The sequence below is a fragment of the Streptomyces sp. NPDC034111 genome, assembly GCF_055575375.1.
On sequence record NZ_JBVIST010000006.1, the window covers coordinates 66,355 to 91,765 of the forward strand.

The 25,411-nt window shown below is 71.5% G+C and carries 24 protein-coding genes; 9 read left to right on the forward strand and 15 right to left on the reverse strand.

Annotation, left to right across the window (positions count from 1 at the left end; genetic code table 11):
* Positions 1–134 precede the first annotated feature (134 nt).
* Positions 135–1,802 carry a Stk1 family PASTA domain-containing Ser/Thr kinase gene (locus tag ACZ55A_RS16740; protein WP_468840319.1) on the forward strand — a complete coding sequence of 556 codons (1,668 nt, stop codon included), beginning with the start codon at positions 135–137 and terminating at the stop codon, positions 1,800–1,802.
* Positions 1,803–1,907: 105 nt separating this feature from the next.
* Here the strand turns inward: ACZ55A_RS16740 and ACZ55A_RS16745 are convergent, their stop codons facing one another.
* The 8 genes from ACZ55A_RS16745 to pdhA form a co-directional block, all read right to left on the reverse strand.
* Positions 1,908–2,471: a bacterial proteasome activator family protein gene (locus tag ACZ55A_RS16745; protein WP_468840321.1), complete on the reverse strand. Its 564-nt coding sequence runs from the start codon at positions 2,469–2,471 to the stop codon at positions 1,908–1,910.
* A 203-nt stretch (positions 2,472–2,674) separates the two neighbouring features.
* Complete coding sequence (locus tag ACZ55A_RS16750; RefSeq protein ID WP_468840324.1) at positions 2,675–3,460, reverse strand: hypothetical protein; 786 nt, start codon at positions 3,458–3,460, stop codon at positions 2,675–2,677.
* 216 nt (positions 3,461–3,676) lie between these two features.
* The gene (locus ACZ55A_RS16755; protein WP_468840327.1) at positions 3,677–4,654 is read right to left on the reverse strand and encodes an NAD(P)H-quinone oxidoreductase; all 978 of its coding nucleotides are present in this window, start codon (positions 4,652–4,654) and stop codon (positions 3,677–3,679) included.
* 150 nt (positions 4,655–4,804) lie between these two features.
* Complete coding sequence (locus tag ACZ55A_RS16760) at positions 4,805–6,460, reverse strand: molybdopterin molybdotransferase MoeA (protein WP_468840330.1); 1,656 nt, start codon at positions 6,458–6,460, stop codon at positions 4,805–4,807.
* Entirely contained in the window at positions 6,457–7,350 is an 894-nt protein-coding gene (locus tag ACZ55A_RS16765; RefSeq protein WP_468840333.1) for an NTP transferase domain-containing protein, read from the reverse strand. The genes ACZ55A_RS16760 and ACZ55A_RS16765 overlap by 4 nt, the downstream gene beginning before the upstream one ends.
* Positions 7,351–7,521: 171 nt before the next feature.
* Positions 7,522–9,093, reverse strand: coding sequence for a dihydrolipoamide acetyltransferase family protein (locus tag ACZ55A_RS16770; RefSeq protein WP_468840336.1), 1,572 nt, complete (start codon positions 9,091–9,093; stop codon positions 7,522–7,524).
* Complete coding sequence (locus ACZ55A_RS16775) at positions 9,093–10,127, reverse strand: alpha-ketoacid dehydrogenase subunit beta (protein WP_468840339.1); 1,035 nt, start codon at positions 10,125–10,127, stop codon at positions 9,093–9,095. Before ACZ55A_RS16775 ends, ACZ55A_RS16770 begins: the two co-directional genes overlap by 1 nt.
* The gene (gene pdhA, locus ACZ55A_RS16780; RefSeq protein WP_468840342.1) at positions 10,124–11,317 is read right to left on the reverse strand and encodes a pyruvate dehydrogenase (acetyl-transferring) E1 component subunit alpha; all 1,194 of its coding nucleotides are present in this window, start codon (positions 11,315–11,317) and stop codon (positions 10,124–10,126) included. Before pdhA ends, ACZ55A_RS16775 begins: the two co-directional genes overlap by 4 nt.
* Before the next feature lie 228 nt (positions 11,318–11,545).
* On the opposite strand from pdhA, the gene ACZ55A_RS16785 reads away from it, so the two are divergent.
* Positions 11,546–12,091, forward strand: a complete 546-nt coding sequence (locus tag ACZ55A_RS16785; RefSeq protein WP_468840345.1) for an Lrp/AsnC family transcriptional regulator — start codon at positions 11,546–11,548, stop codon at positions 12,089–12,091.
* A gap of 97 nt (positions 12,092–12,188) precedes the next feature.
* Here the strand turns inward: ACZ55A_RS16785 and ACZ55A_RS16790 are convergent, their stop codons facing one another.
* Together ACZ55A_RS16790 and ACZ55A_RS16795 are read right to left on the reverse strand one after the other, a co-directional pair.
* Positions 12,189–12,779, reverse strand: coding sequence for a TetR/AcrR family transcriptional regulator (locus ACZ55A_RS16790; protein WP_468840348.1), 591 nt, complete (start codon positions 12,777–12,779; stop codon positions 12,189–12,191).
* 2 nt (positions 12,780–12,781) lie between these two features.
* Positions 12,782–14,302, reverse strand: a complete 1,521-nt coding sequence (locus ACZ55A_RS16795; protein WP_468840351.1) for a 3-hydroxyacyl-CoA dehydrogenase — start codon at positions 14,300–14,302, stop codon at positions 12,782–12,784.
* Positions 14,303–14,450: 148 nt separating this feature from the next.
* Between ACZ55A_RS16795 and paaN the strand changes: the two genes are divergently transcribed.
* A complete protein-coding gene (paaN, locus tag ACZ55A_RS16800) occupies positions 14,451–16,133 on the forward strand; it encodes a phenylacetic acid degradation protein PaaN (RefSeq protein ID WP_468840354.1) in 1,683 nt (560 codons plus the stop codon).
* Between the two features lie 60 nt (positions 16,134–16,193).
* On the opposite strand, the gene ACZ55A_RS16805 is transcribed toward paaN, so the two are convergent.
* From ACZ55A_RS16805 to ACZ55A_RS16815, 3 genes are read right to left on the reverse strand one after another with little or no spacing between them, the layout of a single operon-like run.
* The gene (locus ACZ55A_RS16805; protein WP_468840357.1) at positions 16,194–16,868 is read right to left on the reverse strand and encodes a TrmH family RNA methyltransferase; all 675 of its coding nucleotides are present in this window, start codon (positions 16,866–16,868) and stop codon (positions 16,194–16,196) included.
* Positions 16,865–18,262: an HTTM domain-containing protein gene (locus ACZ55A_RS16810; RefSeq protein WP_468840359.1), complete on the reverse strand. Its 1,398-nt coding sequence runs from the start codon at positions 18,260–18,262 to the stop codon at positions 16,865–16,867. Before ACZ55A_RS16810 ends, ACZ55A_RS16805 begins: the two co-directional genes overlap by 4 nt.
* Positions 18,259–18,933: a DUF5819 family protein gene (locus ACZ55A_RS16815; protein WP_468840361.1), complete on the reverse strand. Its 675-nt coding sequence runs from the start codon at positions 18,931–18,933 to the stop codon at positions 18,259–18,261. The genes ACZ55A_RS16810 and ACZ55A_RS16815 overlap by 4 nt, the downstream gene beginning before the upstream one ends.
* A gap of 167 nt (positions 18,934–19,100) precedes the next feature.
* Here ACZ55A_RS16815 and paaA point away from each other — a divergent pair, with 167 nt between their 5' ends.
* From paaA to ACZ55A_RS16845, 6 genes are all read left to right on the forward strand, one after another.
* The gene (paaA, locus tag ACZ55A_RS16820; RefSeq protein WP_468840363.1) at positions 19,101–20,051 is read left to right on the forward strand and encodes a 1,2-phenylacetyl-CoA epoxidase subunit PaaA; all 951 of its coding nucleotides are present in this window, start codon (positions 19,101–19,103) and stop codon (positions 20,049–20,051) included.
* A complete protein-coding gene (gene paaB, locus ACZ55A_RS16825) occupies positions 20,048–20,386 on the forward strand; it encodes a 1,2-phenylacetyl-CoA epoxidase subunit PaaB (protein WP_468840365.1) in 339 nt (112 codons plus the stop codon). Before paaA ends, paaB begins: the two co-directional genes overlap by 4 nt.
* A complete protein-coding gene (paaC, locus tag ACZ55A_RS16830) occupies positions 20,386–21,102 on the forward strand; it encodes a 1,2-phenylacetyl-CoA epoxidase subunit PaaC (RefSeq protein WP_468840866.1) in 717 nt (238 codons plus the stop codon). The genes paaB and paaC overlap by 1 nt, the downstream gene beginning before the upstream one ends.
* Positions 21,096–21,593 carry a 1,2-phenylacetyl-CoA epoxidase subunit PaaD gene (gene paaD / locus ACZ55A_RS16835; protein WP_468840367.1) on the forward strand — a complete coding sequence of 166 codons (498 nt, stop codon included), beginning with the start codon at positions 21,096–21,098 and terminating at the stop codon, positions 21,591–21,593. The genes paaC and paaD overlap by 7 nt, the downstream gene beginning before the upstream one ends.
* Complete coding sequence (locus tag ACZ55A_RS16840; protein WP_468840369.1) at positions 21,593–22,636, forward strand: 2Fe-2S iron-sulfur cluster-binding protein; 1,044 nt, start codon at positions 21,593–21,595, stop codon at positions 22,634–22,636. The genes paaD and ACZ55A_RS16840 overlap by 1 nt, the downstream gene beginning before the upstream one ends.
* A gap of 230 nt (positions 22,637–22,866) precedes the next feature.
* A complete protein-coding gene (locus ACZ55A_RS16845; RefSeq protein ID WP_468840371.1) occupies positions 22,867–24,000 on the forward strand; it encodes an acyl-CoA dehydrogenase family protein in 1,134 nt (377 codons plus the stop codon).
* Positions 24,001–24,135: 135 nt separating this feature from the next.
* Here the strand turns inward: ACZ55A_RS16845 and ACZ55A_RS16850 are convergent, their stop codons facing one another.
* Entirely contained in the window at positions 24,136–24,480 is a 345-nt protein-coding gene (locus ACZ55A_RS16850; RefSeq protein ID WP_468840373.1) for a rhodanese-like domain-containing protein, read from the reverse strand.
* A gap of 10 nt (positions 24,481–24,490) precedes the next feature.
* On the reverse strand, positions 24,491–25,396 hold the full coding sequence (locus tag ACZ55A_RS16855) for a J domain-containing protein (protein ID WP_468840867.1): 906 nt from the start codon (positions 25,394–25,396) through the stop codon (positions 24,491–24,493).
* Between the last annotated feature and the right edge of the window lie 15 nt (positions 25,397–25,411).

Below are 25,411 nucleotides of genomic sequence, written 5' to 3' on the forward strand. Positions count from 1 at the left end.
TCTTGCGCATCTGGTCACGGAACGGGCACACAGCTTGACGTGTCCGAGGCCTGGGGCAGACTTGGCTGCGGAATTCCAGATGTGATCGCGATACGTACGGGTAGTGCGCCGTGCGCCTAGGGGGAAGCGGAACGATGAGCCAGGACGGCGCTCAGGGCCAATTCGAGGGCCGTTCGGTCGGCGGAGGACGTTACCAGCTTCGTGATCTTCTCGGGGCCGGCGGCATGGCGTCCGTACACCTCGCGCACGACACTGTGCTCGACCGCGACGTCGCGATCAAGACCCTGCACACCGAACTCGGTCGCGAGCAGGCCTTCCGCGAGCGCTTCCGCCGCGAGGCCCAGTCCGTGGCGAAACTCACGCACACCAATATCGTCTCGGTCTTCGACTCCGGCGAGGACGAGCTCGACGGCGGCATGGTGCCGTACATCGTCATGGAGTACGTCGCGGGCCAGCCGCTGCGCTCCGACCTGGACGCCGACATCGCCCAGCATGGCGCGATGCCGACGGAGAAAGCCCTGAAAATCACGGCCGATGTGCTGGCCGCGCTCGAGGTCAGCCACGAGATGGGGCTGGTCCACCGCGACATCAAGCCCGGCAACGTGATGCTGAACAAGCGCGGCATCGTCAAGGTCATGGACTTCGGCATCGCCCGCGCCATGCAGTCCGGCGTGACGTCCATGACGCAGACCGGCATGGTCGTCGGCACCCCGCAGTACCTCTCGCCCGAGCAGGCGCTGGGCCGGGGCGTGGACGCCCGCTCCGACCTCTACTCCGTCGGCATCATGCTCTTCGAGCTGCTGACCGGTCAGCTGCCGTTCGACGCGGACTCCCCGCTCGCCATCGCCTACGCCCATGTCCAGGAAGAGCCGCCGGTCCCGTCGAGCATCAACCAGTCGCTGCCGCCGGCCGTGGACGCGCTGGTCGCCCGGGCGCTGAAGAAGAACCCCAACGAACGGTTCCCGACCGCCGAGGCGATGCGGGACGAGTGCCTGCGGATCGCCGGGTCCGGGCAGTCCGGCGCCACGCCGCTGATCATCGGCGAGGGCCCGCGGGCCCGCACCAGCGGCGCTTCGGTGTCCTCCGCGGTCTTCCCCACCGCGTCCGGCACCCCGCAGACGCCCGTCCCGCCGAGCGTGCAGCAGCCGTACCAGCCCACACAGGCAGCCGGCTTCGGCCCGCAGACGCCCCCGCCGCCGAACAACGCCTACCCGACGCCGGCGCCCGGCCCGGTTCCCGGCCCCGCTCCGTTCAACAGCGGTGGCTTCCAGGCCCCGCCGACGTTCACCCCGCCGCCTGTGACGGCCTCGATGCCCTCGGCCGGCGGCCCGGGCGGCCGGAAGAACAACACTCCGGTGATCGTCGTCTCGGCGATCGTCGGCGTGGTCGTGGTCACCGCGATAGCCATCGGCATCGGTCTGAGCGCCGGCTCCAGCGCCAACGGCGGCGGTGTCTCCCCGACGTCCTCCTACTCCGGGTACTCCTACTCCGCCTCGCCCACGGAGAGCATCCGGCCCGAGGACAAGACGGCGACGATCCTCACGTCCGAGTGCACCAGCCCGACCAAGAGCTACGCCGACAAGGGCAAGATCCTGGTCCCCTCGTTCCGCTACAAGAACCTGGACTCGGTGAAGAAGTGCATCGAGGCCGCCGGCTGGAAGTACAAGATCGTCGGCGAAGAGGACAGCTCGATCTGGGGCAAGAACACCGTCACCCAGCAGAAGCCGGACGCCATCAGCTGGTGGTACCCGAGCAAGAACGACACCATCGAGCTGACGATCTCGACCGGCCGCAGCGGCTGACGGCAGCGGGCTTCCGGGCCTGAGAAGACGGCGGAGGGCCGGCACGCACAGTGCGTGCCGGCCCTCCTGTCTGTCTGTTCCTGCCCCGCTGGTCTCCCGGGAGCGTTAGAGGTAGGGGCCCGAGCGGGCACCGCCGTGGCCGGGCTTGTCCTCGTCGCCCTCCATCGCGGCGACACCGGGCGGGAGCGCACGGCGCATCTGCTCCAGCTGGGCGCGGGCGGCCATCTGCTGAGCGAACAGCGCGGTCTGGATGCCGTGGAACAGCCCCTCCAGCCAGCCCACCAGCTGCGCCTGGGCGATCCGCAGCTCCGCTTCTGTCGGCACCGACTCATTGGTGAACGGCAGCGAGAGCCGCTCCAGCTCCTCCACGAGTTCGGGGGCCAGCCCGTCCTCCAGCTCCTTGACCGAGCTGGCGTGGATCTCCTTCAGCCGGACCCGGCTCGCCTCGTCCAGAGGCGCGGCCTTTACCTCCTCGAGCAGCTGCTTGATCATGCTGCCGATGCGCATGACCTTCGCAGGCTGTTCGACCATGTCCGTCACCGGGACCTCACGGGGCTCCTCACCGTCGTCCCCGCCACCGGAGCGGGCGTTGCCGAGCGCCATGCCGTCCGGGCCGACAACCAGGACGTGCGGGTTCTCCTGCGACCGTTCGTTCATCGGCATATCCATGCCGCCATTCTCTCGTACGAGCGCTTATGAACGGTGGTGCCCCCGGGGGAACGTGATCCACCTTTCCCTATCGACAGGAAGGGTGGCGTTTCACGTGAAACCACGGCCTCCCACCGTTTCACGTGAAACACCGCCTGTATCCGCTCCGCGTTTCACGTGAAACAACCGGGAGCAAGGCCCTGTTTCACGTGAAACAGCCGGGTTCAGTGCCGCCGCAGCCGCAGGCCCAGGAAGGCGAGCCCCAGGCCGGTCAGCGCAAGACCGGCACCCATCGGCAGTACCCGCTCGACCGGGGCCGTCCCCGGGGTTTCCATGGCGTACGGGCTGGTGTCGGGCGCTGCACCATCCGTGATTCCCGGCGAGGGGGACGCCTTCTCCGGGCTGGTCGGCGTCGGGAGCGGCGGCAGCGCCTCGTACCGGCGCTCGGTGCGCCGGTCGGCACTGTCCACCCGGTGTGACGGTGCGGTCCGCGTCGGGGCGGTGGCAGCGGATTCGGCCCCCGAGGGGGCGTGGCGCTTCGGCGACGACACGTGCCGGGGGTGGGCGCGGTCGGCGCTGTGCGCGCCCACCCACCAGGCCGGCCGGTGACCGTCCGCACCCCTGAATTCGCCGTGGTACGAGTCGTGGTCGTGCGGACCCCACCCGGCGAAGTCTCGACCGAACGGGTGATGCCGGTGGTGGTGGCGCCACCGTCCCTCCCCCGGGTGGTGGTGACGCGACGACCGGTGGAACCCCCCAGGGCCGTACGGCAGGCCGGAGAAGCGGCCCGGCAGCTCCCGCGGGTGGCCCCGGCCCCCTGGGGCCCGCCTGCCGGCCGCAGCGACGTCGCCCAGACGGTCGTAGACCCCGAAATCCTCGGGCCTGAGCATCTCGGGCGCCACATCGTCGAACGGGTAGTCGTCGGGCGGATCGCCCGGGCGGACGAGGTCCGGGGAACGGTCGACCGGCGTGGTCTGCCGGCCCGAGGCCGCCGCGGCGCTGGCCCCCACAGGGACAGGCAGAACGACGGCGGCGACCAACAGACCGGTGGCAATGCGCGAACGGAATCCTGCAGCGACCACAGTGCCCCTCCCGTGCCGAGCCGTCGGGGTGACTGACCTGCCCAGCGTCACATGTGATCAGATTCACGGCATCTTGAGACCGTCGGCCGGGTGACCTGACGAGAGCGCGGGAGGGGCGGGCGCAGGCGGCCGGGCCGGGCCGGTTCAGACCGTCAGCACGACCTTGCCGACATGCGCGCTGGCATCCACGACGCGGTGCGCCTCGGCGGCCTCCGCCATCGGAAGTGTCCGGTCCACGATCGCCCGGACCTGGCCGTTGCCGATCAGCGGCCAGACATGCTCGCGTACGGCGGCGACGATGGCCGCTTTCTCGCTCAGCGGGCGGGCGCGCAGTCCGGCGCCGGTGATCGCGGCGCGCTTGGCCATCAGCGCGGCGAGATTCAGCTCCGCCTTCACCCCGCCCTGCAACCCGATGATCGCCAGCCGTCCGCTGACCGCCAGCGCCTTGACGTTCCGCTGGAGGTACTTCGCGCCGATGATGTCGAGGATGACATCCGCGCCCTTGCCGTCGGTGGCCTTGCGGAGCTCCTGGACGAAGTCCTGCTCGCGGTAGTCGATGAGGATGTCCGCGCCCAACTCGGCACAGCGGGCCAGCTTTTCCGGGCCACCCGCGGTGACCGCGACCCGTGCGCCGACGGCCTTGGCGAGCTGGATCGCCATCGTGCCGATGCCGCTGGCGCCGCCGTGCACCAGCAGCGTCTCACCGGGCCGCAGGTGCGCGATCATGAAGACATTCGACCAGACCGTACAGGTCACCTCGGGCAGCGCGGCGGCGGTAACCAGGTCCAGTCCGGGCGGCAGCGGCAGCACCTGCCCGGCCGGAACGGCGACCTTCTCCGCGTAACCGCCGCCCGCCAGCAGTGCGCACACCTCGTCACCGACGGCCCAGCCGTGCACCCCGGCGCCGAGCGCGATGATCCGCCCCGAGCACTCCAGACCGGGGTACGGGGAGGAGCCGGGCGGCGGGTCGTAGAAGCCCTGACGCTGGAGCAGATCGGCGCGGTTCACGGCGCTGGCCGCGACCTCGATCAGGACCTCGCCCTCGGCGGGCTGCGGATCGGGAACGTCCGCCCAGACAAGTGCTTCGGGGCCACCGGGCTCGGGGATAGTGATCGCTCGCATGGGCGCGAGGCTACTCGTCGTGCGCGCGCAGAGCGACGGTGCGGGGGCCGACGACCACGGCCGGGTCGGCCACCGGCCCGCCCTGGACGTGCAGTTATTCATCCACCCGGGCGCATCGGCGCGAGGGTGGGGGCGGGCCCGTCTTCGCCCCTACGGTGCCCCGGGAGCGGCCCATTCGCTCGACGAGCCGGGTGTCCAGCCTGCCGACCAGCCCGCCGACCAAGGAAGCTCCAGCAGTTCGACCTCCATGCCGGGATCCGCGCCACCCGGCGGGATGACCGCCAGTGCATCGGCGGCGGCGATTCCGCGCAGCATGGCCGGGCCGTGGAAGTGCAGCGGTTCCGCCGTCAGGCCGTTCCGTTCGTCCTCGCAGTAGGCCACCGGGACGAGCCGGGTGTCCTGCGGGTGCCCGTGGACGGCGGCGGACAGCGGCGTACGGTACGGGTCCGCGGGCCGGCGGGCGGCGAGCGTACGGAGCAGCGGCTCGGCGAGCGTGCACAGCCCGGAGACGGCGGCGAGCGGGTTGCCGGGCAGACCGACGAGGTGCCGGCGCGGGGCGAGCCGGGCCAGCAGCATCGGGTGCCCCGGGCGTACCGCCACACCGTCCACCAGCACCTCGGCGCCCAGCCGGCGCAGGGTGGGGTGGACATGGTCGACCGGGCCGGACGCCGTGCCGCCGGTGGTGATCACCACGTCGGCGGTGGACTCCGCGATGGCCGCGTACAACGTGTCGGCGTCATCGGCCAGATGCCGCGGTGCGGCCGCCTCGACGCCCAGCGCATGCAGCCAGGGGGCCAGCATCGGCCCGAGCGCATCGCGGATCCGGCCCTCCCGGGGCAGCCCGTGGTCGAGCAACTCATCGCCCAGCACCAGCACATCGGCCCGCGGCCGGGGGTAGGCGGTCAGCTCGTCGTAGCCGGCCGCCGCGGCCAGGCCGAGAACGGCGGGGGTGACCAGGGCGCCGGCGGGCAGGAGTTGGTCGCCGCGGCGGCACTCCTGGCCGCGCGGGCGGATGTCCTGCCCGGGCGGCGCGGGCCGCGGGGCGTACAGCCGCAGCCCGCCGTCGGCGAGCTCACGCACCTCGCCGTGCTCGCTGCGCAGCACGGCGGTGGCACCGGCCGGAATGCGCGCACCGGTCGCGATCGGGATGGCATGGCCGTCGGCAAGCGCCTCGGCAGGGGCGTGACCGGCGAGGATGCCGGGGTGCGGGCCGGCCCCGGCGTCTTCTGCGGGGTGGTCGACACGCCATGGCCCGGGGCCGGAGACCGCCCAGCCGTCCATGGCCGAGGTGTCGAACGACGGCAGATCGGTGAGTGCGGTCAGCGGCGCGGCGAGCGTCAGGCCGAGCGCCTTGCCGAGCGCCGTCGTCAGGGGCTCGGCCGGGCCGGCGGCGCGCTCGGCGATCCGGCGGGCGGTGTGCCAGGGGAGGGCCGCCGGTGAACGGCGGCGTGCGGGGGCCTGGGGCTCCTCGGTGCCCTCGTCACCGCAGGCGGACCCGCGCGGCGACGGCGGGTGGTGCCCGGAGGCGTCGCGGCCGGAAGAGGGGTGACCCCCCGAGAAGGAGGGGTGGTCGGGGCCGGAGGCGTGGGCTTCGCCGGCCGGGCCGGAGGTTCCGCCACTGCCGCCGTCCGCCCGCGCAGTGTCCGTCACGGCTCCGCGCACGCCGTTGGCCAGCGCCAGCGCATCGTCGAACGGGTCGCCGCCCTGCCCGGATTCGCTCGACGCACCGCCGCGCCGCCCGGTCTCGGGCCACGACGCGTCGCGCCGCCCGGTCTCGCCGGCCCCTCCGGCCGCCCCGTCGGTCATTCGGAGGGCTTCGCTTCGGCATCCGTGGCGGGGCCGGAGCCGGCCGCGCCGTCGGACTCTTCGGCCTCCGCCGCCCAGCGGTGGGCCAACGCGGCCGCCCGGTCGGCCAGCTCCTGCACGTCCCGGCCCTGCCGACCCGCCGCATAGCCGATCAGGAAGGTCGTCAGCGGCGCGGCCGGACGGGCCACGCCGTGCGCCGCGTCCCGCGCGAGGTCGAGAAGCGCCGCCGTGTCGACATCGAGCTCGATGCCCAGTTCGGCCTTGACTGCGGTGATCCATTCGTCCAACACGTGTCCATGCTCCCTGATACGGGCGCGGGCCGTGCTGATGTCCTCCCAGGTGTCGCAGTCGAAGGAGGCCGTGGAGCCGGCGTCCGGGACCCGTACGAGCGCCAGCTGCTGCACCAGGGCGCGCAGCGGCAGACCGGTCAGGGCCCCGTGTTCGGCCCGTACCCGCGCCAGCTCGCGGCGCAGCGACGCGGCCCGATAGGCGGCCACCAGTGGCTGGTCCCGCCCGGTGGCGTCCTGGAGCAATGCGCCGTCCACCGCTCCCGCGGCCGCCGCCAGGAGGCCCCGTACAGTCGCGGCGCTCAGGAACGGCAGATCGGCGGAGAGCACCAGCACCAGCGGGGCGGTGCTGTGCCGCAGGCCGGCGTCCAGCGCGGCGAGGGGGCCGCCGCCGGGCGGGTCCTCGAGGGCGCGGACGACGTCGCGGGCGGTCGGGCGGCCGGGACCGACGACGACGGTGATCGCCGCATCGGGGCAGGCGGCGAGTACCCGGTCCAGGAGGGAGCGGCCACCGACGGACAGGGCGGGTTTGTCCACCCCGCCGAGCCGCCGGGCCGCGCCTCCGGCCAGGACCAGGGCGTCGTGGTCGGTGTGGTCGTTCACCCCTTGAGTATCACCAGGGGCGGCATGCTCACACAGCTGCCCTACGCGTCTCGGCTGTCAGCTCTGCCACAGCGGCACCAGCCGCCAACCGCCACCCGCCTGACTCCGCGGCCTCCGCGGTCTCCGTACGGTCGCTGTGTGGTCAATGCGCTCCCGGCGGTCTCCCGGAGGTCACAGCCCCCGGAGCAGCAGCGCGGGCCGCTCCACGCAGTCGGCCACATACCGCAGGAAGCCGCCGGCAGTGCCGCCGTCGCACACCCGGTGATCGAAGGTGAGCGAGAGCTGCACGACCTGCCGGACGGCCAACTCCCCTTCGTGCACCCACGGTTTGGCGGCTATCCGGCCGATGCCGAGCATCGCCGCCTCCGGATGGTTGATGATCGGCGTGGAGCCGTCGACGCCGAAGACGCCGTAGTTGTTGAGGGTGAATGTGCCATGGGTCAGCTCGGCCAGGGACAGCCCGCCCGCCCTCGCGGTGTCGGTGAGCCGGGCGATCTCCGCGGACAGCTCCTCGACCGTACGGGCCTGCGCGTCCCGTACGACCGGCACCACCAGGCCGCGGTCGGTCTGGGCCGCAAAACCCAGATGGACGGCCGGCAGCCGGACGATCTCCTGGGTCTTGGTGTCGACGGTGGAGTTGAGCTGGGGGAACCGCGCGAGAGCGGCCGTGCTGATCCGGGCCAGCAGCGCGAGCAGCGACACCTTGGGGGCACCGGGCACATTCATCGCCCTACGGGCGGCCAGGAGCTCGGTGGCGTCGGCGTCCACCCAGCAGGTCGCCTCCGGGATCTCCCGGCGGCTGCGGCTGAACTTCTCGGCCGCCGCACCGAGCATTCCCCGCAGCGGGATCCGCTCCTCACCGGCGACGGCACCGGTTCCGGCGGCGGGGCGCCCGGTGGTCGCCACAGGCCCGGTGACGACCGCGCCACCGGTGGCGGTGGCGATCGCAGGCCCGGTAGCGGTCGCGGCCACCGCGGGTGCTGTTCCGGCGCCGGCCCTCTCCTGCTCCTGCCGCGCCCTGATCGCGCACTCGACGTCCGTACGGAGAATCAGCCCGTCCCGCCCGGAGCCCGTCAGCTCCCGCAGATCCAGTCCGTGTTCCCGCGCCATCCGACGCACCAACGGCGAGATGACGGGCACCGCACGGCCGGCGGCATCGGACTCACCAGCAACGGCCGCCCCTTCCGCCGTCCCGGATTCGGTGGACCTGGCCGCCCCGTCCGGCACACCTGGGCGCGCCGCGGCCGCCCCCACCACCTGCGCGTCGGAGCGGTCTGCCCCGCCTGCCTCCTGCTCCGACGGCTGCGGACCCCCTGTCGCGGGGCCCGTTCCGTCCCCCGGCCTGATCCGGCGCCGCCGCGCCGCCGCCGCGCTCGTGCCGTACCCGACGAGCACATTTCCGGAGCCGGAATCCGCCGCGGGCGCACCGCCTGCGGTATCCGCCCCGGAGCCCGGGCCCGACGCCTGCGGCCCGGACCCTGCCAGATCGTCCGGCACCGCGCCCACCGCGACCGTCACCAGCGGCGCGCCAACGGGGACTTCGGCCCCCTCCTCACCGAAGCGGGCGGTCACCACACCGCCATACGGGCACGGCACCTCCACCATCGCCTTGGCGGTCTCGACCTCCACCACCGGCTGGTCGACGGCGACCACCTCGCCGACGTCGACCAGCCATTGCACGATCGTCGCCTCGGTAAGGCCCTCTCCCAGGTCGGGCAGGGTGAATTCGCGGACCACGGCCATCACTCACCACGTCCCTCGGTCCAGTCCGACTCCCACTGGAGGCGGGCGACGGTGTCCAGGATCCGGTCCACGCCGGGCAGATGGTGCCGCTCCAGCATCGGCGGCGGGTAGGGGATGTCGAAGCCGGCGACGCGCAGCACCGGCGCCTCCAGGTGGTGGAAGCAACGCTCCGTGATCCGTGCGGCGATCTCCCCTCCGGGACCGCCGAACCCGTTGGACTCATGGACGATCACGGCCCGTCCGGTGCGCCGCACCGACGCGCAGACCGTCTCGTCGTCGAACGGCATCAGGGAGCGCAGATCGACCACTTCGAGGTCCCAGCCCTCGGCACGGGCGGCCTCGGCCGCCTCCATACAGACCGGCAGCGACGGACCGTAGGTGATCAGCGTGGCGCTGCTGCCGCGGCGCCGGACCTCGGCCCGCCCCAGGGGGGCGACCTGCGGGGGTGCGTCCGGCGACCAGTCCGCCTTGGACCAGTAGAGCCGCTTGGGCTCCAGGAAGACGACCGGGTCGTCGGAGGCGATGGCGGCCCTCAGCAGCCCGTAGGCGTCCTCGACGGTCGCCGGGGTGACGACCTGCAGCCCCGGGGTGGCGAGGTAGTACGCCTCGGAGGAGTCGCTGTGGTGCTCGACCCCGCCGATCCCGCCACCGTAGGGGATACGGATGGTCAGCGGCATCGGCAGCGCTCCGCGGGTGCGGTTGCGCATCCGGGCGACATGGCTGATCAGCTGCTCGAACGCCGGATAGGCGAACGCGTCGAACTGCATCTCGACGACCGGCCGCAGCCCGTACATCGCCATACCGACAGCGGTGCCCAGAATGCCGGCCTCGGCCAGCGCGGTGTCCGTGCAGCGGTCCTCGCCGAACTCCTTGGCCAGGCCGTCGGTGATCCGGAAGACGCCGCCCAGGGTGCCCACGTCCTCGCCCATGACATGGACGGACGGGTCCTCGGCCATGGCGTCGTGCAGTGCGCGGGTCAGCGCCTGCGCCATCGTGGCAGGCTTGCGCGCGGTCGCCGCAGCGGTGGTCGTCATGGCCTGGCCTCCTCGGCGGACCCGCCGGTGCCCGCTGCGTCCTCGGGGTGCCCGGCGGCCTCGGCATCCAGCTCGGCGCGCAACTGTGCTGCCTGCGCGCGCAGTTGGCTGGTCTGCTCGGCGAATACGTGGTTGAACAGGTCCATCGGGTCGAGCTCCGGAGCGGCGTTCATCCGCTCCCGCAGGTCGGCGGCCAACTGCTCGGCGCCGTCCCGGGTCGACGCGACGAACTCATCGGTCAGCAGCTGACGCGCCGCCAGCTCATGCTCCAGAAGGGCTATCGGGTCGTGTGCCCGCCAGGTCTCGACCTCGGCGTCGGAGCGGTAGCGGGTGGCGTCGTCGGCGTTGGTGTGGGCCTCGATGCGGTATGTGACGGCCTCGATCAGGGTGGGGCCGCCGCCCCTGCGGGCGCGCTGCACGGCCTCGGTGAGCACCTCATGCATCGCGGGCGCGTCATTGCCGTCGACCAGTCGGCCCGGCATGCCGTATCCGACCGCCTTGTGGGCGAGGGACGGCGCGGCGGTCTGCTTGGCCAGCGGCACGGAGATCGCGAAGCCGTTGTTCTGGACGAGGAAGACCACCGGCGCCTGCCAGAGCGCCGCGAAATTCAGCGCCTCATGGAAGTCGCCCTCGCTGGTGCCGCCGTCGCCCACCATGGCCAGCGCCACCACGTCGTCGCCCTTGAGGCGGGCGGCGTGCGCCAGGCCCACGGCGTGCGGGAGCTGGGTGGCGAGCGGGGTGCACAGGGGGGCGATGCGGTGTTCGTGCGGGTCGTAGCCGTTGTGCCAGTCGCCGCGCAGCAGGGTCAGGGCCTGTACGGGGTCGAGGCCACGGGCCACGGCGGCCAGGGTGTCGCGGTAGCTGGGGAAGAGCCAGTCACGGTCTTCGAGGGCCAGCGCGGCGGCGACCTCGCAGGCCTCCTGGCCGGTGGACGACGGATAGACCGCCAGCCGGCCCTGCCGGGTCAGGGCCGTGGCCTGCGCGTTGTACCGACGGCCGCGCACCAGCTGGGCGTACAGCCGGGTCAGCAGTCCGGAGTCGAGCCGGGCCGCGGCGTCCGTCCCCAGAAGGCGGTACGGCTCCGCGTCGGGCAGGAGAGGCGCAGGATCGACGCGCGGCCGCCAGGCGGGCGGCGGGCCGGCCAGGCTGCTCTTGCTCCTGCTGCTGCCGGGCTGCTCGAGGACCGTCATGTCGAGCACCTCCTCGGATCGAAGGGGTGGCGCGATCGCGCCTCATGTGGGTGGTGGGCGGAGGCGGGCGGATGGGCAGGATGGAACCGGTCGGGGCGGGTGCGCCCTTCCCTACCGATTGTTCGGTCGCTGATGCAATTTGGCTACAGGCGGGTTCAGCCTGTGGACAAACGGTTCTCCACAGCTTCAGATGAAGACAGGGCGTCCACAAAGGGGAGGCGGGACCATATGCCGGACGAACAGATGGCCAATACCGGCGGACAGTCGTCGGCACCACCCGCCCCGCCCTCGCCGGCCGCACGTCCGCTGGACTCCATCGACCGCTCGATCCTGCGCATGCTGCAAACCGACGGCCGGGCCTCGATACGCTCCGTGGCCGAGCGGGTGCACGTCTCCCGCGCCAACGCCTACGCCCGGATAAACCGTCTGATCGACGACGGGGTGATCCGCGGCTTCAGCGCCCTCATCGACCAGGAACGGGCAGGCCAGGGCGCCTCCGCATACATCACGCTGAAGATCGTCCAGAACTCCTGGCGGACCGTACGCAAGCAGCTCACGACACTGCCCGGTGCCACCCACATCGCGCTGGTCAGCGGCGATTTCGACGTACTGCTGCTGGTCCACACCAAGGACAACCGCGAACTACGGGAACTGGTCCTCACCCGCATCCAGTCGATACCGGAAGTCCTCAGCACCCGCACCCTCCTGGTCTTCGAGGAAACCGACCTGGGCCCGGAGGAGGACGGCGGAGCAGGGCGGAACAGGGCGGAGTAGGGCGGAGGGGTCCAGGACGGGGTGTGGGGACGCGGGCGATCCCGACGCCGCACAGATCAGAGCCGGGAAAGCGGCGACCCACACCAGGGATCCCCCCTCAAGCCCTCCGCAGCCCCGCAAACGCCGTCCGTACGACGGCCTCGGCGACCTCCTCGCGGCTCGCTGCGCCGCCGCGGCCCGGCCGGTACCACTCGACAATCGAGTTGATCATGCCGAAGAGCAGCCGGGTGGCGAGCCGGACGTCCACGTCGTCCCGCAGGTCACCGTCGGCGGCGGCCTGCTTGAGCAGATCGGCGACCTCGTGGTCGAACTCCCGTCGGCGCTCCATGGCCCACCGCTCGGTGTCCGTATTTCCGCGGACCCGCAACAGCAGCGTCACATAGGGGAGTTCGTCCATCAGCACCTCGGCCTCGCGCCGGGTGACGTACTCCAGCCGCTCGATCGCCCGCCCCTGGAGGGCGCCCGGTTCCTCCAGCACTCCGAACAGGCCGTCCAGGGCCCGGCTTATCGCGCGGCGCAGCAGCTCTTCCTTGCTGCGCACATGGTGATAGATCGAGGACTTCGAGATGCCGGCCGCCTTGGAAAGGTGCTCCATGGACGTGCCGTCGTAGCCGCGCTCGATGAACACCTCGACGGCGACCGCGAGCAGCGAATCGGGCGTGTAGGTGTCGCGCTTGGCCATGGTCATGATTAGAGCACCCATTCCTCGAGGTCCGCACGGCGCCGCAGCGCCCAGGACGGTACGTAGCGTCCGCCGGCATGGTGGTGATGCATCGAGTCCAGCAGATCCCACACCCAATGGGCACCGAGCAATTCGACCCACTCCATGGGGCCCCCGGGATAGTTCACGCCCAGCCGCATGGCCGTGTCGATGTCTTCGGGGGAGGCCACCCCACGGGCCGCCGCATCCACGGCGAAGTCGATGATCATCGCGATGGTCCTGGCGACGATCATGCCCGGTACGTCCTCGATCACGCTGACCTGCTTGCCCAGCGCCTGGAAGAGCCCGATGGCCTCCGCAAGGTCCTCCTCGGAGCAGCCGGCCGAGGAGGCGAGGGCGATCCGGGTGGCGGCCCGGTAGTCGAGCGAGAGATCGAAGCGGATGAACTTCTCGTAGGCCCTGCTCGTCGCCGGATAGCCGTTGGTCAGCGCCAGGCACGCCCCGCCCGGGAGCCGGATGAAGCCCTCCGACTCCCCTGGTGTGCGGTCGCGGGAGACCTTGATCCCCGCCTCCTCGATCAGCTCACGAAGCACCGCCGCGGGCCCGGGAAGCCGCGCATGCAGGGCGACGGCCTCCGGGGCGGGCCGGGGCCCGGCGGTCTGTGGCTCGGGCCGTGGGGCGCCCTCGGAGTAGTCGAACCATCCGCGGCCCGCCTTGCGGCCGTGCAGCCCGGACTCCACCAGCCGACGCTGCGCGAGCGAGGGGGTGAACTTCGGGTCCTGGAAGAAGGCCTGCCACACGGAGTGCGTGACCGCCTCGTTCACGTCCTGCCCGATGAGGTCGGTGAGTTCGAAGGGCCCCATCTTGAAGCCGGCGCCCTCACGCAGCACCGCGTCGATGGTGGCGGGGTCGGCGGTCCGCTCCTCGTAGGCGCGCAGCGCTTCGGCGTAGAAGGGGCGGGCGATGCGGTTGACGATGAATCCGGGGGTGTCGGCGCAGCGCACCGGCTGCTTTCCCCAGGCCGCGGCGGTGTCGTACGCGGTGGTGGCGGCCGCCTCGTCGGTGGCGAAGCCGCTGACCACCTCCACCAGGGGGAGCAGGGGTGCGGGGTTGAAGAAGTGCAGGCCCACGCAGCGGCCGGGGTGGCGCAGCCGGCCGGCGACCGCGGTCACAGACAGCGAGGAGGTGTTGGTGGCCAGCAGACAGTCGGCCGCCACGATGTCCTCCAGGGCCGTGAACAGCTCCTGCTTGGCGGGGAGTTGTTCCAGGATCGCCTCGATGACCAGCGCGGCGTCGGCGAGCTCCGCGAGGTCGGCGGCGGGGGAGAGGCGCTCATGGGCGGCGTCGCGTTCGTCGGCCGGAATCCGGCCTTTTTCGACGAGCCGGTCCAGCCGCCCTCGGACCGCCTCGGCGGCCTGTTCCGCGCGGCCGGGCGCGGTGTCGTAGAGGCGTACGCGATGGCCGGCGACCAGCGCCACCTGCGCAATGCCCTGTCCCATGGTGCCGGTGCCCACCACTGCCACGGTGCTGCTGGTCCCGATTGCCGTCATGCCAGCTGATCCTCCCCGACCGACTTTTCCACAGGCCGGTCGGGCCCTCTTGCCCCGACCGATCGTTCGGTTACTCTAACTCCGTTGCCCTGTCCACTCCCAGCCCTTATCCACTGTCCGCCCCAGCTCGACGAGGAGTTGGTCATCGATGGCCGCCGAAATGTCCGCAGCGCAGTTGATCGAGAAGCACCGCCCGACCCTCGACCAGTCGCTGGAGGCGATCCGCACCCGCGCGTACTGGTCCCCGCACCCTGAGCATCCGAAGGCGTACGGCGAGAGCGCCGCGGCTGATGGCCTGGCCGCCTTCGAGGCGCTGCGCGGCAAGCGCTTCGAGCTCGACCAGCCCGGCACGGACGACTGGGCGGGCCAGGAGGTTTCGCCGTACGGCCCGGAGCTGGGCATCAGCTATCCGCATCCGGATGTGGAGGTGCTGCTGCCTGCGATGCGCTCCGCGATCCCCGCCTGGCGGGATGCGGGCCCGGAGGTCCGCGCGGCGGTGTGTATGGAGATCCTGTCCCGGATCAGCGCGCGCACCCATGAGTTCGCCCAGGCCGTGATGCACACCAGTGGCCAGGCCTTCATGATGGCGTTCCAGGCGGGCGGGCCGCATGCCCAGGACCGCGGCCTGGAGGCGGTGGCGTATGCGTACGCCGAGCAGGTCCGGGTCCCCGGTCAGGCCCCGTGGTCCAAGCCGCAGGGCAAGCGCGAGCCGCTGGAGCTGTCCAAGAGCTTCACGGCGGTACCGCGCGGCGTCGCCCTGTTGATCGGCTGCAACACCTTCCCGACCTGGAACGGCTATCCGGGCCTCTTCGCCTCCCTGGCCACCGGCAACCCGGTGCTGGTCAAGCCGCATCCGCGGGCCGTGCTGCCGCTGGCGCTGACCGTCAAGGTGGCGCGCGAGGTGCTGGACGACGCCGGCTTCCCCGCCGACCTGGTCTGCCTGGCCGTGGACAAGCCCGCCGAAGGCCTGGCCAAGACGCTGGCCGTCCGCCCCGAGATCCGCGTCATCGACTACACCGGCTCGACCGCCTTCGGCGACTGGCTGGAGACCCACGCCCGGCAGGCGCAGGTCTTCACGGAGAAGGCCGGAGTCAACACCGTGGTCATCGACTCCACCGATGACTACAAGGGCATGCTCGGCAATCTCGCCTTCTCCCTGTCGCTCTACAGCGGCCAGATGTGCACCACCCCGCAGAATCTGCTGATTCCCCGCGAGGGCATCACGACGGACGCCGGCCCGAAGTCGTACGACGAGGTGGTCAGCGATCTCGCGGGCGCGGTCAGCGGTCTGCTGGGCGATGACGCGCGGGCCAACGCCCTGCTGGGCGCGATCGTCAATCCGCAGGTCAAGGAGCGGATCGACGCCGCCGCCGGGCTGGGCGAGGTGGCGCTGACCTCCCGTGAGGTGAGCAACCCGGAGTTCCCCGGGGCCACCGTCCGTACGCCGGTGATCGTCAAGCTGGACGGCGCCAAGCCGGACTCCGAGGCGGCCTATCTGTCGGAGTGCTTCGGCCCGGTCTCGTTCGCGGTGGCCGTCGATTCCGCCGCCGACGCGGTGGACCTGCTGCGGCGCACCGTCCGTGAGAAGGGCGCCATGACGGTCGGCGCGTACACCACCTCCCCCGAGGTGGAGCAGCTGGTGGAGGAGGCCTGTCTGGAGGAGTGCGCCCAGCTGTCGCTGAATCTGACCGGCGGGGTCTATGTGAACCAGACCGCGGCGTTCTCGGACTTCCACGGCTCCGGTGGCAACCCCGCGGCCAATGCCGCGCTGTGCGACGGCGCGTTCGTGGCAAACCGCTTCCGGACGGTGGAGGTGCGACGACCGGCGTAACCGGCCGCGGCGCGGGGCCCGGGGCGCTCGCTCCGGGCCCGTGGCCCCCAGCGGGCACCCTCAGGCGGGCCCTGGCCCCTCGATCCGGGCATGACGCCCGATCCAGGCGTGCATGGCGATGGCGGCCGCGGCCCCCGCGTTGATCGAGCGGGTCGAGCCGAACTGCGCGATCGAGCAGACCAGCGAGGCATGCCGCCTGGCCTCCTCGGTCAGCCCCGGCCCCTCCTGGCCGAAGAGCAGCACACACCGGCGCGGCAGCTCGGTGGTCTCCAGCGGCACGGAGCCGGGGAGGTTGTCGATCCCGATGATCGGCAGCCCCTCGGCCGCGGCCCAGGCGGTGAGATCCGCGGTGTCCGGGTGGTGACGCACATGCTGGTAGCGGTCGGTCACCATCGCGCCGCGGCGGTTCCAGCGGCGCTGCCCGACGATATGGACCTCCTTGGCCAGGAACGCGTTCGCGGTCCGTACGACCGAGCCGATGTTGAAGTCATGGCCCCAGTTCTCGACGGCCACGTGGAAGTCATGGCGACGGGTGTCGAGGTCGGCGACGATCGCCTCGCGGGTCCAGTAGCGGTACCGGTCGACGACATTGCGGCGATCACCGTGCGCAAGCAGCTCGGGGTCGTAACGGTCGTCCTGCGGCCAGGGCTCGGGGTGCGGACCGACACCGATGGCGGTCCCGTAGCCCTCGTCGTACTGGACGGGCTCGGCGGGGGCGGTTTTCTCGCTGCTCACCCCACGAGCGTATGGCCACCGCCGCCGTGCTCCGTACGGGCCTCCGGCTCGCCGCCCTGGAAGCCGGTCCCTGGCCCGGCCGCCCCGCGCCGTGGGAACAGGCGTTGGCGCAGGCCGGAGAGGTGCCCGGAGATCCAGGTCAGGAAATTCGTCGGCAGGAAGACCGCATCCGCGGCGATCATCGCGAGCGAGAAGAACGGCAGCCCCAGGAGGAACGCGATCGAGAGGTGCTCGCAGATCATCGCGACCAGCAGGACGTTCTTCAGCCGCCGGTTGAACAGCGTGAACGGGAAGGCGACCTGCACGATCACCGTGCCGTAGGTGAGCAGCATGACCATCACGCCATTGCTGCCGAGCAGCTCGGACAGCGCCGGCCAGGGGGAGAAGTAGTCCAGATGCATCGGGTAGTAGACCGCGGTGCCGTCCTGCCAGCGGCTTCCCTGGATCTTGTACCAGCCGGCGGTGGCGTAGATCAGACAGACCTCGACCATGATCACCAGCAGCGCGCCGTTGTGGACGAGCTTGGTGAGGGTGTCCAGGACGATGCGCGGCTCTCCGGGGGCGTACCGCTGCACCGCCCACCACAGGCCGTGCGTCACCCACAGGCCCCACAGCACCAGGCTCCAGCCGATGTGCGGGAACGGGCCGTGCCCGAACCAGGTGAGGCCGTGGCCGCCGCTCAGGTCGGCGGCGGCCAGGCCGAGCCCCAGGACGGCCCACAGGACCACGCCGGGCAGATCGCGCGCGGGAGCGTCCCCCTCGGCGGCGGCCGCCCGCCGGGCGCGGCTCGCGTCGAGCGACCAGACCTGCCCGCACCGGGTCAGCACGAGATACATCGACATCAGGTGGATGACGTTGTCGCCGCCGTCCCCTATGAAGACGCTGCGGTTCTGTAGCGAGATCACGCCGAGCATGAAGAGCACCGACATGGTGCGGGTGCGCCAGCCGAGCATCAGCGCCGCGGCGGCCACGATGGCCACGAGGTAGACGCATTCGAACCAGCCGCGTCCGCCGGACCACAGCAGCGCGGAGAAGGCGTGGTTGGCGCCCAGGAGCCGGCGCGCCATGTCCAGGCTCCAGGGGCTGTCGGGCCCGTAGAGAGTCAGGCGGTGCGGCCACTCGCGCAGCAGGAACAGCAGCCAGGTCGCCGCGAAGCCGATCCGGATCACCGCGGTCTGGTACGGGGCCATCGCCCGGGCGGTGGCGAGCGTGAAGCCGCGTCCGACGGCGCGCTCGATGCGGGTCTCTTGATAGGAGGTGGTGCGGGGCGTGGCAGGCGCCTGGGGCTCCTGGGATGCCTGCGCCTGCTGTGGCACGTCGGTCGGCTCCGTGGTCTGCGGGGGCTGTGATGCGCTCTGCGTACGTTGTGGCTGCTGAGGCGTCGGTGACGTCACTGGGTCTTCTCCCCCTCGGGCAGGTCGTCTGCGATGACCTGCCACCAGGGCAGCACTCGGTACACGGGCTTGTCGCTGATCCTCTCGGTGCTCCACGGCGGTGGGCTGACCGGCGTGGTCTGCGAACGGACCTGGATCCGGTCGACCCGCTCACCGGCCCGGGACCACTCGGGCCCCATCCGGAGCATCACGATCCGCCGGATGTACCGCTCGGACAGCTCCCCGCGCGGGCCGATAGGGCGGTTCTGCGCGTTGTGGGTGTTGATGAAGAGCTCCCAGCCGCGCCGCAGCTGGTTCTGCTGGGTGTGGCTGGGCAGCGGGTTGTGGAGGATCGCCTGGCCGTCGCGGGCGGTCAGATCGGTCCAGCCGGTGGTGCGCGTGGCGGCGCCGTCCTTGGTGCTCAGGTAGGCGCGGACCTGGACCGCGATGTTCTGCTGGAGGGGGTTGGGCGCGAACAGCTTCCAGTTCTGTTCGTACTCGGGGTAGACGTAGTCGCTGATCAGGCTGCCCTGCTGTTTGCTCAGCGTGTTCGCCGGCGCGACGTGCAGAAACATCATCGCGACATGGATCGCCACGACGACCGCGACGGCGCAGGCCGATACCCCTATGACGATCCGCGAGGGCAGCGAGAGCGCGGCCAGTGGCCGCGTTTCGTCCCCGTATGACTGCATTCCCGCCCCGTTCCCAGAATCCATGCGGTCAACTCCGCTCCGGAACCGTACCTATGCGGCCGCAGGGGGCACACCCTTACCCGCGTTATCCACAGGCTTGACACCCGCGGTCCACCCACTCACCATTGAACCGAACGATCGGTCGGTCGGGAGCGAGGGGGCATCACATGACGACGATCGCGCCGGAGGAGACGGCTCAGGAAGCCGTATTCGACGCCACCGTGGCCGCGGACGAGCGCATCGAACCGCGGGACTGGATGCCGGAGGCCTACCGCTCGACGCTCGTACGGCAGATAGCGCAGCACGCACACTCCGAGATCATCGGCATGCAGCCGGAGGCCAACTGGATCACCCGCGCGCCGTCGCTGCGCCGCAAGGCGATCCTGATGGCGAAGGTGCAGGACGAGGCCGGCCACGGCCTGTATCTCTACAGCGCCGCCGAGACCCTGGGCACCGGTCGTGACGAGCTGCTGGACAAGCTGCACTCCGGCCGCCAGAAGTACTCCTCGATCTTCAACTACCCGACCCTGACCTGGGCCGACGTCGGAGCCATCGGCTGGCTCGTGGACGGCGCGGCGATCACGAACCAAGTCCCGCTGTGCCGCTGCTCCTACGGCCCCTATGCGCGCGCCATGGTCCGTATCTGCAAGGAAGAGTCCTTCCACCAGCGGCAGGGCTACGAACTCCTGCTGCACCTCAGCCGCGGCACCGAAGCGCAACACGCCATGGCGCAGGACGCGGTGAACCGCTGGTGGTGGCCGTCCCTCATGATGTTCGGCCCCCCGGACGACGAGTCGTCGCACTCCGCGCAGTCCATGGCCTGGAAGATCAAGCGGCACTCCAACGACGAGCTGCGCCAGCGCTTCGTGGACATCTGCGTACCCCAGGCCGAGGCCCTGGGGCTCACCCTCCCCGACCCCGATCTGACCTGGAACGAGGACCGGGGCCACTGGGACTTCGGCCCGATCGACTGGAACGAGTTCCGCGAGGTCCTCAAGGGCAACGGCCCCTGCAACGAGGAGCGGATCGGCCGCCGCCGGCGGGCTCACGAGGAAGGCGCCTGGGTGCGCGAGGCAGCCGCCGCACACGCGGCCAAGCACGGGAAGGCCGTCCGATGACCACTCCACACCCGCCCCAAGGCGCCACAGCCGACGAGGGACCGGCCGCCCGGCCCACGGACTGGCCGCTGTGGGAGGTCTTCGTCCGCAGCCGCCGCGGCCTGTCACACACCCACGCCGGCAGCCTCCACGCCCCGGACGCCGAGATGGCGCTGCGCAACGCCCGCGACCTCTACACCCGCCGCTCGGAGGGCGTCTCCATCTGGGTGGTGCCCTCCGCCCAGATCACCGCCTCCTCGCCGGACGAGAAGGACGCGTTCTTCGAACCGGCCGGCGACAAGCCCTACCGCCACCCGACCTTCTACGAGATCCCGGACGGGGTGCATCACCTTTGATCAACGTCACGGCCACCCCGGCCCTGCCCCTCGGGGACGACGCCCTGATCCTCTCCCACCGCCTGGGCGAGTGGGCCGGCCACGCCCCGGTCCTGGAGGAGGAGGTCGCACTGGCCAATATCGCTCTGGACCTGCTCGGCCAGGCCCGGGTGCTGCTCTCCCTGGCCGGCGACGAGGACGAGCTGGCGTATCTGCGCGAGGAGCGGCAGTTCCGCAACCTCCAGCTGGTCGAGCAGCCCAACGGCGACTTCGCCCACACCATCGCCCGGCAGCTGTACTTCTCCACCTATCAGGAGCTGCTGTTCGAGCACCTTGCCGCAGGTGACAGCGAGTTGGCGCCGCTGGCCGGGAAGGCCGTCAAGGAGGTCGCCTACCACCGCGACCACGCCGAGCAGTGGACGGTGCGCCTCGGCGACGGCACCGACGAGAGCCACGCCCGGATGCAGCGCGCCGTGGACGCCCTCTGGCGCTACACCGGCGAGCTCTTCGAGCCGGTGGACGGGCTGGAAGAGGTGCCCTGGACGACGCTCCACGACGCCTGGACGACCCGCATCACCACCACCCTCGAACGGGCCACGCTCACCGTCCCGGAGGGGCCCCAGTGCGGCGCCTGGACCGCCGGCGCAGGACGCCAGGGCCTGCACACCGAACCGTTCGGAAGGCTGCTCGCCGAAATGCAGCACCTCCACCGCAGCCACCCGGGAGCGACATGGTGACCACCACCGCCCTCGAAGCGGAACTGCTGGCGCTCGCCGGCTCCGTTCCCGACCCCGAGCTGCCCGTTCTCACCCTCACCGAGCTCGGCGTACTGCGCGACGTACGGCTGACCGCCCCGGACCGCGTGGAGGTCGACCTCACACCGACCTACACCGGCTGCCCCGCCATCGAGGCAATGTCCGCCGACATAGAACGCGTACTGCACGACCACGGCATACCGCAGGTTGAGGTCCGTACGGTCCTCAGCCCGCCATGGACCACCGACGCGATCACCGCCGAGGGGCGCCGGAAGCTGGCCGAGTTCGGCATCGCCCCACCGCGCCCGACGGGACCGGCCGGCGGGCCGGTCGCCGTCGACCTCACGATCCGCTGCCCGCACTGCGGATCGACCGACACCACCCTGCTGAGCCGGTTCTCCTCCACGGCATGCAAGGCACTGCGCCGCTGCGAGTCCTGCCGCGAACCCTTCGACCACTTCAAGGAGTTGTGATGTTCCACCCGCTCCAGGTCCGGGAGATCGAGCGGCTCACGGACGACGCGGTGGCCGTCACCTTCGACGTCCCGCCCGAGCTGCGCACGACTTTCCGGCACACGCCCGGGCAGCACATCGCACTGCGCAGAACGGTCGACGGCCAGGAGATCCGCCGTACGTACTCCATCTGCACCCCCGCCACCGACGAGCCGGAACTCCGCGTGGGCATCCGCCTCGTCGAGGAGGGCGCCTTCTCGACGTACGCGCTCAAGGAACTGGCGGTCGGCGACACGGTGGAGGTGATGGCCCCGGCGGGCCGGTTCACCCTCGCACCGCGCCCCGGGCACTTCGTCGGAATCGTCGGCGGCAGCGGCATCACCCCCGTGCTGTCCATCGCCACCACGCTGCTCGCCCAGCAGCCGGATGCCCGCTTCTGCCTGATCCGCAGCGACCGTACGGCGGCCTCCACAATGTTCCTGGAGGAGGTGGCGGACCTCAAGGACCGCTATCCCGAGCGCTTCCAGCTCATCCACACCCTCTCCCGCGAGGAACAGCAAGCCGGCCTGCCCTCAGGACGCCTGGACGAGAACCGGCTCCGCTCGCTCCTGCCCGCCCTCCTGAAGATCGACTCCGTGGACGGCTGGTACCTCTGCGGCCCGTACAGCATGGTCCAGGGCGCCGAGCGCGCCCTGCGCGCCCTCGAGGTGCCCCGGAACCGCATCCACGAAGAGATCTTCCACATAGCCAACGGTGCCCCGTCCGCCCCGGCTGCTGCCCTCCCCGCCCACAGCACCGTGACCGCCACCCTCGACGGCCGCTCCGGCACCTGGCCGGTCCAGGACGGCGAGCCCCTGCTCGAAACGGTGCTCCGCAACCGGGCGGACGCCCCGTACGCCTGCAAGGGCGGCGTCTGCGGCACCTGCCGCGCCTTCCTGGTCTCCGGCGAGGTCCGGATGGACCGCAACTTCGCCCTGGAGTCCGACGAGGTCGACGCCGGCTATGTGCTGGCCTGCCAGTCCCACCCGGTCACGGAGAAGGTCGAGCTGGACTTCGACCGCTGAGGCGCTGGGGCCGCTGGGCCGCTGTCCCCTGCCCCTGCCCCTGCCCCAGCCCACCCCCACGCCCACGCCCTCTGCCCGACCTACACCCACCCCACCTGGACCGACGCCCCCAACTGGCCCGATCTCCCGCACCTTTGACCACCGCCCCCATTCCCAATTCCTGAAACCTGTTCTACCTTGACGCTTCGTCAGATCGTCAGATCCAGGGCGCCGCGTGGGAGGACAGACCAGTGGACTTCACCTTCAGCGAGGAGCAGCAGGCCGCCGTCGAAGCGGCGAAGGCCGTCTTCTCAGGCGTCGCTCCGGACAGCGTGCCCAGCCCGGCGCTCACCGCGGGCGCGGTCGCCGACGACTTCGACCGCGCGCTGTGGCGCAAGCTCGCCGCCGCCGATCTGCTGGGCCTGCCGATCGCACCCGAGCACGGCGGTGCCGGCCTGGACCCGGTCGCGCTCTGCCTCGTACTGCGCGAGTCGGCCAAGGTGCTGGCGCGGGTACCGCTGCTGGAGTCCGGCGCCGCCGCGCACACCCTCCAGCACTACGCCACCGACGCTCTGCGTACGGAGGTGCTGCCACAGATCGCCGCCGGGGACCTCGTCGTCACGGTCGCCGCCGCCGGCCGCAGCGGACACGAACCGGCCGAGCTCGCCGTGGGCGCCCACCAGGACGGCGGCGAATGGGTCCTCGACGGCACCCAGACCGCCGTCCCCTGGGCCCAGACCGCGGACCGGATCCTGCTGCCCGCCCACACCACCGAGGGCCACGCCGCACTGGCCCTCGTCCCCCGCACACACGCCGGCGTCACCCTCGACGACCAGATCTCCACCAGCGGAGAGCGCCAGGCCGAGGTCCGGCTGGACGGCGTACGCCTCAGCGCCCGGGAAACGATCACCGGCCCCGCCGCCTGGGAATCGCTGCGCAGCGTCCTGACCACCGGCACCTGCGCGCTCGCCCTGGGCCTGGGCGAGCGCGTCCTCGCGATGACCAGCGACTACACCGGCAAGCGCGAACAGTTCGGGTTCCCGGTGGCCACCTTCCAGGCCGTCGCCGTCCAGGCCGCCGACCGTTTTATCGACCTGCGCGCCATGGAGGCCACCCTCTGGCAGGCCGCCTGGCGCGTCAGCACCGACGCCCCCGGGCCGCTACCGCCCGCAGCAGACATCGCGGTCGCCAAGATCTGGGCCTCCGAGGGCGTCCGCCGCGTCGTCCAGACCGCCCAGCATCTGCACGGCGGCTTCGGCGCCGACACCGACTACCCCCTGCACCGCTACCACGCCTGGGCCAAACAGCTCGAACTCTCCCTCGGCCCCGCCGCCGCCCACGAGGAGACCCTCGGCGACCTGCTGGCGGCCCACCCGCTGGGGTGAGGGAGCAGGGCGGGGAGGTGGGAGCCGGAGAACCGGACGGTCGGATAGATGGCTAGCCGGACAGCCGCTTGACCACCGGTTAGCCCATTGGCCACCTGCCTGGAGGAGGGATGAGTGGCCGGGGGCCAGAGGGGGCTAGATAACCGTCCCGGAGCCGCCCTTGCCGTCCGAAACGGGACGGCCGGCGGCCTCCCAGGCCTGCATGCCGCCCGCAACATTCACCGCGTCGATGCCCTGCTGGAGCAGGTACTGCGCCACCTGCGCCGAACGCCCACCGACCCGGCACAGCACATACACCTTGCCGCCCTCGGGCGCCGCCTCGGTCAACTCGCCGTAGCGGGCGACGAATTCGCTCATCGGGATGTGCAGCGCGCCCTCGGCGTGCCCCGCCTCCCACTCGTCGTCCTCACGCACGTCCAGGAGGAAGTCCTCGGACGAGAGTGCATCGACAGCGACCGTGGGCACAGAACCAAATTGCATACTCACGACGCTACCCGACCAGCTGGGCGAGGTAAGCCTCGCGCTCTGCGACGTCCGCGAGCAGCTTCTCGGCGATCTCGTCCAGCAGCGCGTCCGGGTCCTCCGGCGCCATCTTGATCATGGCGCCGATCGCGCTCTCCTCCAGCTCCGCGGCTGCGGCCGCCAGCAGCTCCTTGCGCTCGGCCAGCCACTCCAGCCGGGCGTAGAGCTCCTCGCTCTCACTCAGACGCTCCTCGGCCGGCGCGGGACCGGCCTCCCACTCCCGCGCCAGTTCCCGCAGCGCCGCCTCGTCGCCCTGGGCGTACGCCATGTTGACCCGCGCAATGAAGGCGTCCCGCCGTGCCCGCTCCGCATCGTCCCGCGCCAAGTCCGGGTGAGCCTTGCGGACCAGGTCGCGGTAGGCCTTACGAGCCGCCTCGCTGGGCCGCACCTTCTGGGGCGGCTGCACCGACTGCTCGGTCAGCATCGCCTGGGCCTCCGGGAACAGCCCCTCCGACCCCATCCAGCCGTGGAACAGCTCTTCCACGCCCGGCATCGGCAGCACCGACGCCCGCGCCTCCCGCGCCTTACGGATGTCCTCGGGGTCGCCCGTACGTGCGGCCACGGCCTCGGCGATCTGCGCATCCAGCTCGTCCAGCCGCGCGTACATGGGGCCCAGCCGCTGGTGGTGCAGGCGGGAGAAGTTCTCCACCTCCACCCGGAAGGTCTCCACTGCGATCTCGAACTCGATCAGGGCCTGCTCCGCGGCCAGCACCGCCTTCGCCAGCCGCCGGGTCCCCTCGTCCTGCGACGCACCGCCCTGAGCGGCCTGATCTTGCGGCGCCTTATCTTGAGCCCCTTCGGAAGCTCGGCCGTCAGGCCCGTCGTCCTGCGGCGCATCGCTCCGCGGCACGTCGCCCTGAGCCCCCGCCTGCACTCCCGCAGCACTGCC

Coding starts and splice junctions, on each gene's coding strand:
- ACZ55A_RS16740 (WP_468840319.1), top strand. CDS start 135: ATGAGCCAGGACGGCGCTCAGGGCCAATTCGAGGGCCGTTCGGTCGGC.
- ACZ55A_RS16745 (WP_468840321.1), bottom strand. CDS start 2,471: ATGGATATGCCGATGAACGAACGGTCGCAGGAGAACCCGCACGTCCTG.
- ACZ55A_RS16755 (WP_468840327.1), bottom strand. CDS start 4,654: ATGCGAGCGATCACTATCCCCGAGCCCGGTGGCCCCGAAGCACTTGTC.
- ACZ55A_RS16760 (WP_468840330.1), bottom strand. CDS start 6,460: ATGACCGACGGGGCGGCCGGAGGGGCCGGCGAGACCGGGCGGCGCGAC.
- ACZ55A_RS16770 (WP_468840336.1), bottom strand. CDS start 9,093: ATGGCCGTGGTCCGCGAATTCACCCTGCCCGACCTGGGAGAGGGCCTT.
- ACZ55A_RS16775 (WP_468840339.1), bottom strand. CDS start 10,127: ATGACGACCACCGCTGCGGCGACCGCGCGCAAGCCTGCCACGATGGCG.
- pdhA (WP_468840342.1), bottom strand. CDS start 11,317: ATGACGGTCCTCGAGCAGCCCGGCAGCAGCAGGAGCAAGAGCAGCCTG.
- ACZ55A_RS16785 (WP_468840345.1), top strand. CDS start 11,546: ATGCCGGACGAACAGATGGCCAATACCGGCGGACAGTCGTCGGCACCA.
- ACZ55A_RS16790 (WP_468840348.1), bottom strand. CDS start 12,779: ATGACCATGGCCAAGCGCGACACCTACACGCCCGATTCGCTGCTCGCG.
- ACZ55A_RS16795 (WP_468840351.1), bottom strand. CDS start 14,302: ATGACGGCAATCGGGACCAGCAGCACCGTGGCAGTGGTGGGCACCGGC.
- paaN (WP_468840354.1), top strand. CDS start 14,451: ATGGCCGCCGAAATGTCCGCAGCGCAGTTGATCGAGAAGCACCGCCCG.
- ACZ55A_RS16815 (WP_468840361.1), bottom strand. CDS start 18,933: ATGCAGTCATACGGGGACGAAACGCGGCCACTGGCCGCGCTCTCGCTG.
- paaA (WP_468840363.1), top strand. CDS start 19,101: ATGACGACGATCGCGCCGGAGGAGACGGCTCAGGAAGCCGTATTCGAC.
- paaB (WP_468840365.1), top strand. CDS start 20,048: ATGACCACTCCACACCCGCCCCAAGGCGCCACAGCCGACGAGGGACCG.
- paaD (WP_468840367.1), top strand. CDS start 21,096: ATGGTGACCACCACCGCCCTCGAAGCGGAACTGCTGGCGCTCGCCGGC.
- ACZ55A_RS16840 (WP_468840369.1), top strand. CDS start 21,593: ATGTTCCACCCGCTCCAGGTCCGGGAGATCGAGCGGCTCACGGACGAC.
- ACZ55A_RS16850 (WP_468840373.1), bottom strand. CDS start 24,480: ATGCAATTTGGTTCTGTGCCCACGGTCGCTGTCGATGCACTCTCGTCC.